This window comes from Bilophila sp. 4_1_30, from assembly GCF_000224655.1.
Lineage (GTDB): Bacteria > Desulfobacterota > Desulfovibrionia > Desulfovibrionales > Desulfovibrionaceae > Bilophila > Bilophila wadsworthia.
Genome location: NZ_JH114233.1, coordinates 433,107 through 441,903 on the forward strand (window position 1 = coordinate 433,107; position 8,797 = coordinate 441,903).

Consider the following 8,797-nt stretch of genomic DNA (forward strand, 5'->3'; position numbering starts at 1 on the left):
GTTATGGCTGACGGAACTGAAAAAACTTGTCGTGGCAGTGAAAGGAATCCTTCAACCGTTAATTGAAGTATCATCCCTCCTCCGTACAACCAGCACATCTGACGCAATCGGAGCGCTCTTGATCCGGCAAAGGCCGGAGAGCGAAGCGACCGGCCTTTGCCGGATCAAGAGCGCCCTGAGGGGGGCCGGGGGGAATCATTCCCCCCGGGCGGGTCAAGGGCGGCAGCCCTTGCCGCCGGAGGCATCTACCCGCGCAACGCGGCAGCGTCCCAAACAACGGCGATGATGGTCCCCCTGCTAAGCTCCGATCCGATGGTCAAAACGCCGGAACTGAGCTGTGCACGCTCGCGGAGGCTCTTGAGGCCAAGGCCGGACTTCACGCTCACGTCGGCGAGCTTTTCCGCGACCGAAAAGCCCTTGCCGTCATCTCTGATGACGAGCCGGAGGGCGTCGCCGTCCATGCCGAGGGAAACGGAGGCGCGGGTCGCCCCGCTGTGCTTGACGATGTTGCTGAGGGCTTCCTGAATGATGCGGAAGATCACGATGGGCAGATTCGGCGGCAGTTTTTCCTCGTCGAGCGCAATGGAAAGCTCAATCGGCATATGCGCGAAAACACGTTCATATTCTTCGCAGAAGTCCGCGATGGTGGCCTCAAGCCCAAGCTCAAGCTGAGGCGGGCGGAGCTCGTTCTGGATGCGGCGGAGATGGGTCGCCAGTTTCTTGACCAACGAAACCGAGGTCGAAAGCGTGTCGCAGATGTCCGGCTGGAGTTCGTGTTCGGGCAGGGAGCGCACGGAGCGCAGGGAACGCTCCATGCCGAACTTGATCGCGCCGAGGGTGGCTCCGATGTTGTCGTGCAGCTCGGAGGCGAGCTTGAAGCGTTCGCTCTCCTGCGCCATGAGGAGCTTTTCCGAAAGCGCCTTGAGTTCGTACGTGCGTTCGGCAACCTGCTTTTCCAGATTTTCGTGGGAATGGAGCAGTTCCTGTTCGTGCTTCTCGATCTCCGATGTGAAGTACCGTACCGATGAGGTCATTTCCGCCAGCTCGTAGCGCACGGATTCGGGGAATGGCGTCGGGATGCGGTTCACCCGGTCAAGCATACAATTGTTCAGCCGCTTGATGGGGTCCACCACGTTGCGGACGATGGAGCGGTAGATAAACAGCGCGAGGAACACGGCAAGGAAGAAGGTCACCCCCACAGTGGCCACGATAATCGCGTAGCGCTCCGCGAGCGTCTTTTTGGACGCCTGAATGCTCGTCCATGACTGCTGGGAAACGGCGTTGGCCGACTCGATGAGGCTGTTTGAGGTATATTGATGGGTGATCTTGAGGGCATCCAGCGTGCTTTCCAGCGCCGTGTATTCCTCATACAGAGCAAGAAGGCCGTCTTCCGCGAGGGCCATTGTGGCCGCATCGCTGGAGAGTTTTTTCAGACGCCCGGAAAAGGGGCTGGCCTCCGCCGAGCGCAGCAGGCGTTTGACGTCGGTGCGGATTTCGCTCTTGAGGCGCAGGGAATAGGGCCGGTCATGGTGCATGGACAGCAGGAGCATGGCGGTGAGCACGTCGGAGTAGGCGGTCTTCCAGACGTTGAAGCCCGGATCGCCCGGCTTCATGCCCGAGGCGTACAGCTCCCGCTCAAGCTGCGGCAAGTCCGCGTTGAGGGTACGGATACGCTTTACGAGCCGTTCCGTATTTCGCAGATTGTCGATACGTTGGGCGACGGCCCGGTTCGTGCCCGCAAGGATTCCGTTCAACTCATCCAAGTTATTCTTTATCTTTTCTTTGACCCCCGGCTCGACGGCAAGCGCTTCGAGGCTTTCCAGCACGTTTTCGGGAAAACGCCGGGCCTCGATTTCCTGCACGACTCCGAGGTGGACGAAACGGTCGCGGCACAGGATGCTGTCGTGAAGGATGCCCTTCGCCCACTCGCTCTCCTTGCTGATGTAGGAAGCGATGGCCATGTTGGGCAAAGCGACGTTGACGGTTTCGTCCGCCTCTTCGGACAGCATCTTGAGGAGCTGGAGCAGCGAAATGAGGAACGCGCACAGCACGAGGCAGAACAGCCCGAGCAGCAGGGCGATGCGGGAGGCGATGCTCTTGTCCATGATGCTCATGGGCGTTTCCAACAGGCTTCGTCCAACGGTGAAAGGACGCCGAAAGGCTGATCCGCGACGTGCAGGACGTTGCGGTTGCGGATCGTGGCGTAGGGGATGGTGCAGAGCCAGAGGGCGACGTGCTCGCGGGAAAGGCGCTCCTGAAGCGCGGCGTACAGCGCCTTGCGCCCTTCCGGGTCCTTTTCGGCGGAGGCGGCGCGGAAGAGGGCATCCACTTCGGGATTGCTGTAATGGCTCATGTTGGACCACAGGATCGCCGCCGTGTTGGTCGCGTAGATGCGCTCGATGCCGATAGTGGGGTCGTGCCAGCCGTACAGCTCGTCCATCGTCACGTCGAACGCGCCGCTTGTGACGCGGTTCGCCCATGAACCCGGGTCTTCCGCCGTGCGTATCCGGAAATAGACGCCGATGGTCCGGATGAACTGGCTTTGCAGGTATTTGAGGATGGACAGCGAAAACTGGGCGGAAGGCTCATAATCGATTTCCACGGTAAAGCGGATGCCGTTTTCGTTACGCGGATACCCCGCGCGGTCGAGAATACGGTTGGCCTCATCGGGATCGTAGGGCGTGGATACGGGCGAATGCCACTCCGAGCCGGGCGGGATGGGGCCGTACATGGGCTGGACCCCGCCGGGCACGGCTTGAGCCAGCGCCTTATTGTCGATGCTCATGGCGAGGGCCTTGCGGACTTCGGGCGAGCGGAAAATCGGGTTGCGCACGTTGAAGGTCAGCAGAGCGAAGGGATGGAGCAGGGAGAACTCGTCCCGGGTGACTTCAATGGCCGGATTGGAGCGGAAGATGCGCTCTTCATCCGACAGGGAAGAGAAGGCGTAGAGATCGGCTTCGCCCTGCATGATCGCAAGCGGGATTTCGTTTTGGTCCCAATAGACGCGGAAGGTGATCCGGTCGAGGCGCGGCTTGCCGGGAAGGAAAAAGCCCTTGTAGCGTTCGAGGACGATGTTTTTCCCTTCTTCCAGGGAGGCAAGGCGGAATGGGCCGGAACCCACGGCCCGCAGGTTGGCGGGGTGGGTGTCGATGGGCGTGCCGTCCCCATAGATGTGGGCGGGCAGGACAGGGACCAGCGCGGGGATGAAACACTTGAGCAGGGCGGGCTGCGGGATGGACGTTTCCAGATCGAGCGTCAGGTCGTCTACCGGGACGACCTTGTCCACGGCTTCGAGCATGGAGCGGAAAGGATGGTGCCGTTGCGCCGCCCGGATGGAAAAGGCCACGTCATTGGCCGTGATCGGGGTGCCGTCATGGAAGGTAGCGCCTTTGCGGAGATGAAACCGGAACCGTTTGGCTTGGGAATCGATTTCCCATGACTCCGCGAGATAGGGTATGGGGCCGTCCTTTCCGGTACGGACCAGCCCGGCGAACAGCTGCGCCCCGATTTGGCTGGTCAGGCTGCCGCTGGCTACGGCGGGGTTGAAACCGGGCGGAAAACGTTCCAAAGCCACAATGAGGCTGTTGTCTTCCGGAGAGGCGGAGGCCGGAGCCGCGTACAGGGAGAGAAGCAGCAGGGCTGCGGACAAGAAGGCCGTCAGGTATGCATGGCCCGTGCGGACGGGGCGTCCCGTTCCGGGCGGGAGCGGAGAGGCCGCCGAAAGGCGCGGGGCGGCGGGGCGGGCGTCCGCACGGCGGAGTCGCTTAGTCAATGCCGTCCCCCACAAGCCCGTTCTGCATGGCGAAGCGCGTAACTTCGCGGACATTATGCAGATCAAGCTTTTTCATAAAGCTGGTGCGGTGGGTGTCGATGGTCTTGACCGACAGGTTCAGCTTGGCGGCGATATCTTTGTTGCTGTTGCCCTCGGCAATGAGTTTCAGCACCATTTTTTCCTTTGGCGTCAGGGAGTCGGCTTTCGAGGCGGCTTCGGCGTTGCCGTCCACGTATGAAATAATCATGGACCCGGTGAGCTCAGTGCTGATGTACTTCCTTCCCTTGAGCAGGGCCCGGATGGCGACGAGGAATTCGTCCTCGTCCGCCGTTTTGAGCAGGTAGCCGTCGGCTCCGGCTTTCAGGGCCGCGCGTACATGTCCGGCCGTGGCGTGCATGGAAACGATAAGGATGCGCGCTTCCGGCGCAACCTCCCTGATACGGGGTATGGCCTCCACGCCGCTGAGTTCGGGCATGGAAATATCCAGCAGGATGAGATCGGGCCGGAGCGACTGCGCGAGCCGGATGCCTGCGAGCCCGTCCCCCGCCTCGCCCGCGACCGTCAGGCCGGGCTCGATGCCGATGAGCTGTTTCAGGCCGCTGCGGAACAGGGCGTGATCTTCGACTATCAATACAGATGGCACGTCGTTTCTCCGTGTGCGGACGCTTTGCGTCCGGGATGCGCCGGTGCCGAAATGCCACGGCTTTTTTGAGTATAATGCAGTGCCGCGAAAAGGAAAAGGAGGCGCAGCCTCTATAGGCTGAGGGATACGGGCATTCCTGCGGCAGACCTTCCTCCACATGGTATCGGCAAGGCCGCCCCCATTTTTTTTCGCTGATCATGATGAAGTTTATCCGGTGGAAAGCTCTGGCGATTCGTTGTCCAGAGAGACGGCTGCCCCGCGCCTTTCGCCTCGGAAGCGGCATATCCGAAGCGGCTCTCGCTTGCCGGGAGGGGGGCATTGTGACATCCTATACTCATGAAGATGAGGAAGCATACCGCCGGGTTCCCTTTCTTTTCCGGCAACGAACCGAATCCGTACGCATCCCTCTGCCATCTTCGATCCCGCTCCGGCTGAGGAGCGCGTACGGGAGGAAGCATGACATCCCAGTTACGAAAAATAAACAACGTCATTGAACAATTTCTGCTGCCGTTGGCGGAAGCCGTTTCCGGCTGGTCCACGCTGGCGGCGATCCGATCCGCGCTCATCGTCACCCTGCCGCTCATGTTCCTCGGCTCTCTTGCCGAGCTGATGATCAGTTTCCCGTTGGATGCCTACAAGGAATTCATGTTCCGGCAGTTCGGCCCCGAGTGGCGGATGTTTGGGCAAATCCTGAAAGACGCCACCTTTTCCGTGATGTCCCTCATCATGGTTTTCTCCATCGGCCACCATCTGACGGACCAGTTCAACCATGATAATCCGGTCCTGCGGGCCAATCCGGTCATCGCGGGGCTTGTGGCCTTTACGGCGTTCTTCTGCCTGCTCCAGCAGGACGGGGACGCGCTCAACCGGCGTTGGCTGGGCGTCGCCGGGCTGTTTGTGGCGATCCTCGTCGGCGTGTTCGCCACCCGGCTGTTCCTGTATTTCTTTTCCATCAAACGGCTGCACCTGCATTTGCCGGGGGGGACTCCCGATATCGCCATCCCGCAGGCCTTCAACGCCTTCATCCCCGGCATGTTGACCGTGCTCGTGTTCGCGGCCCTTGGCGCGGCCATGCAGACATTTGTGGGCATGTCTCTGCATGAGGCGGTGTACCAGATCATCCGGATGCCTTTTGACGCCATCGGGGAAGGGCTCGGGCGGGGTATGTTGTATATCCTTTCGCTCCATGCCCTCTGGTTCGCGGGCATCCACGGGGCCAACGTCCTAGATCCGATCACCCACGACATCTACGGCGCGGCCATGCTCGCCAACGAAGTGGCGGCGGCGGCCGGGGAGCCTCTGCCGCACATTATGACCAAGACGTTCATGGACACCTTCGTATTCATGGGCGGCGCCGGGACCGGCATCAGCCTTGCCGGAGCGCTGATCCTGTTCGGCAAGACGCAGGCCAGCCGTAAAATCGGGATTTTCTCGCTTGTGCCGGGCCTGTTCAATATCAACGAAGTACTGCTGTTCGGCCTGCCTATCGTGCTCAATCCGCTTATGCTGATCCCCTTTCTGCTCACGCCGGTCCTGCTGGCGGCGATCAGCTACGTCGCGGTCGCTACGGGGCTGGTCCCGGGGACCAACGTGGCGACGGAGTGGACCACCCCCATCCTGCTCAACGGCTACCTGTCCACGGGCTCTCTGAGCGGTTCGGCGTTGCAGCTGGCGAATCTCGTGGTGGGTGTGCTCATCTATGCGCCGTTTGTACTTATAGCCAATAAAATCAAGGTAAAACAAATCAACGATGCCTTTAGGAGCCTGCTTCGCCGCTCCTGCGCCACAGCGGACTCTTCCCGGCGTTGCCTTGACCACAACGACGACGCGGGGTCCCTCGCCCGGAGTTTGATTACGGATCTTGAGTACGACTACCGGCATGGCGAAGGGCTGTTCCTCGAATTTCAGCCGCAGATCTGTTCCCGGACCGGCAGGGTTGTGGGCGTGGAATCGCTTATCCGTTGGAAGCACCCGTCCTATGGGCTGATCCCGGCTCCCATTACCGTGGCGCTGGCCGAGGATTCCGGGCTCATCCGACCCATCGGGCTGTGGGTCTTCGAGACGGCCTGTCAGGTGCGCAAGAGCTGGCTCGACGCCGGAATCACGGATCTTTGGATGGCGGTCAACGTGTCGGCCCTCCAGCTGGAGCGCTCCTTCCCGAAGCAGCTTCTTGTCATCGCGGCCCGTTACGATTTGCCGCCCTCTTTGCTGGAAGTGGAAGTTACGGAGTCGAGCGCGCTGGATTCCGATAAGCCGGAAAGCCATATCCTCTCCCGTGTCTACGACGCGGGGTTCCCCGTGGCCATCGACGATTTCGGCATGGGGCACAGTTCCCTTAAGTACTTGAAGCAATTCCCCGTCAGCGTGGTCAAGATCGACGGCGCGATCAGCCGGGAAGTGGGCACGAACTCGATCTGTTCGGATATCGTGGCTTCGATCACCCGCCTCTGCCGGGCGCGTAACATGCTCAGTGTGGCGGAGTTCGTCGAGAATGAGGAACAGGCCGCACTCCTCCGCGAACTCGGCTGCGACGTGTTCCAAGGTTACCTGTACAGCAAGTCGCTCCTGCCTTCAGATTGCCTCCAGTTCATCCAAAAGACGAACGGCGGGAACGGTGCGTAAGGTCGGCCTGAAGCAACGTGTTTCTCGGGGGGACATCCTGCGGGCGAACCCAACTCGGGAGGGACAACCCGGCTCTCCCCTCGCAACCCCCTTTTGGCGGGGGGCGCAATCTCTCAAGTTTTTCTTGAAGTTTTTGTTTCGGCTGACTAGGCGCGCCCCATCATGCCTTTCCGTCCGGGTGCCCCGCCTGCCTGCTTTTTCGGCTGGCCGGGAAATCGGAACGCTTGTTGCGGGAGTCATGACGCGTCTGCGCCTCTGCATTGTCGCGGTTGCGTACACGCTGCTGGCTGTCCTGACCGCTGTTCCCGCTGCGGCGAACGAAGATCTCGCGCCTGAAACGCAAGGGCTGGACTCGCGGGAAGCCTTCCGCACCGGGACGCGCTTTTTCGATGAAGCGGAGGTTTCGGGCGGCCTGTATTTCTTCCGGCGTGACCGCAGGCGTTACGACGTAGACAAAGGCCGATACGGGACGAACCTCAATCACGCCTCGGTGCAGGCGAACGCGGATTTTGTCTCCGGGTTCGCGGGCGGCTGGCTCGGATTCGATTTCGGCGTGTTCGGATCGCACGATCTTATGAACAAGGGCGCGGTGGATCACGAAATGGGCTTTGAGCCGTGGGGCGACCCGTGGCATCCCGACTGGAGCAAGCGCCGCACCGACGACGGCGTATCCGTGTACAAGGCCGCACTCAAGGCCAAGGCCGGCCCCGCATGGGCCAAGGCGGGATGGTTCCAGCCCACGGGGCCGGGCGTGCTTGGGGTCAACTGGTCCATCATGCCGGGTACCTACAGGGGCGTGAACGCCGGGGCAGACTTTGGGCGGCTGTCGCTGGCGGCGGCGTGGGCCGACGAATACAAATCCCCGTGGTTCGTCAACATGAACCGTTTCCGCAAGAACGACGGCGAAGCGTCCGTACCGTGGCTGTGGAGCGCCGGGGCCCGATACGCCTTCGAAAGCGGCCTGACGCTTGAACTTGGATACGGCGCATCCAAAGATCACCTGCAAAACGCGCATTTAAAAAGCAGCTATCGAACGGGAGGCGGTGCGGGCCCCCTCACCGTGGGCTACCATGCCTATTTCATGAACGACAGCGACGATTCAGGAAAAAGCGAGAACGACAATTTCGACGGCCTCGCCTCGCTGCATTATCTGTTCGGAAAATACGAGGCCCCGCCGTGGACTTTCAGGCTGGAGGGCACCTACGTCCGCGCTCCCATGTCCGGGCCTCAGAGCCAGGGGCAATTCGCGTACCGCCTGACCGACCGCAGCGGGAGTTCCAGCGGCGCGTTCGACGTGTGGTGGGATGCCCGTTCCGACTGGAATGCCGACAACGAAAAGGCCGCCTATTGCGGCGCAATGCGAACCCTCGACGATCTGCTTCCCATAGCCGGTTTTTCGGCGGGCGCGGGCGCGGCTTTCGGCTTTGACGGCAGAGGTTTTGGTACGGCGGAACACCTCAAGGAATGGGCTTTCACCTTCGATCTCAATTATGTGAAACCCGACGGCCCGCTTGAAGGGGGGTTCGTCAAGCTGCATTACACCGAATACCGCAACGGTACGTCCCAGCCGAGCTGGGGCACATACCGGAACGCCTTCCAGTCCGAACACGATCTCAAGCTGCTTATAGGGATTCCTTTTTCGCTGTGAGCCCTGTAATCCCGAAAAAGGCAGCGGCTCTGCCGGAACCGCCCGCTTCCGGGAACGCGGCGAACAGGGATTCGATAAAAGTGAAAGCCGTTGAAGGGGTAAGAGGGGAAAC

General features: G+C 61.0%; 5 protein-coding genes. 2 read left to right on the forward strand and 3 right to left on the reverse strand.

What is annotated here, in order from left to right; genetic code table 11:
• Positions 1-245: 245 nt before the first annotated feature.
• Genes HMPREF0178_RS13865 through HMPREF0178_RS13875 form a run of 3 tightly spaced genes read right to left on the reverse strand, consistent with a single transcriptional unit; the run spans position 246 to position 4,415 of the window.
• Positions 246-2,114, reverse strand: a complete 1,869-nt coding sequence (locus HMPREF0178_RS13865; protein WP_009368665.1) for an ATP-binding protein — start codon at positions 2,112-2,114, stop codon at positions 246-248.
• Positions 2,111-3,772, reverse strand: a complete 1,662-nt coding sequence (locus HMPREF0178_RS13870) for an ABC transporter substrate-binding protein (protein ID WP_157134939.1) — start codon at positions 3,770-3,772, stop codon at positions 2,111-2,113. Before HMPREF0178_RS13870 ends, HMPREF0178_RS13865 begins: the two co-directional genes overlap by 4 nt.
• Positions 3,765-4,415: a response regulator transcription factor gene (locus HMPREF0178_RS13875; protein ID WP_009368667.1), complete on the reverse strand. Its 651-nt coding sequence runs from the start codon at positions 4,413-4,415 to the stop codon at positions 3,765-3,767. Before HMPREF0178_RS13875 ends, HMPREF0178_RS13870 begins: the two co-directional genes overlap by 8 nt.
• 456 nt (positions 4,416-4,871) lie before the next feature.
• On the opposite strand from HMPREF0178_RS13875, the gene HMPREF0178_RS13880 reads away from it, so the two are divergent.
• Positions 4,872-7,037, forward strand: coding sequence for an EAL domain-containing protein (locus HMPREF0178_RS13880; RefSeq protein WP_009368668.1), 2,166 nt, complete (start codon positions 4,872-4,874; stop codon positions 7,035-7,037).
• Between the two features lie 238 nt (positions 7,038-7,275).
• On the forward strand, positions 7,276-8,685 hold the full coding sequence (locus tag HMPREF0178_RS13885) for an OprD family outer membrane porin (protein ID WP_009368669.1): 1,410 nt from the start codon (positions 7,276-7,278) through the stop codon (positions 8,683-8,685).
• Positions 8,686-8,797: the final 112 nt, after the last annotated feature.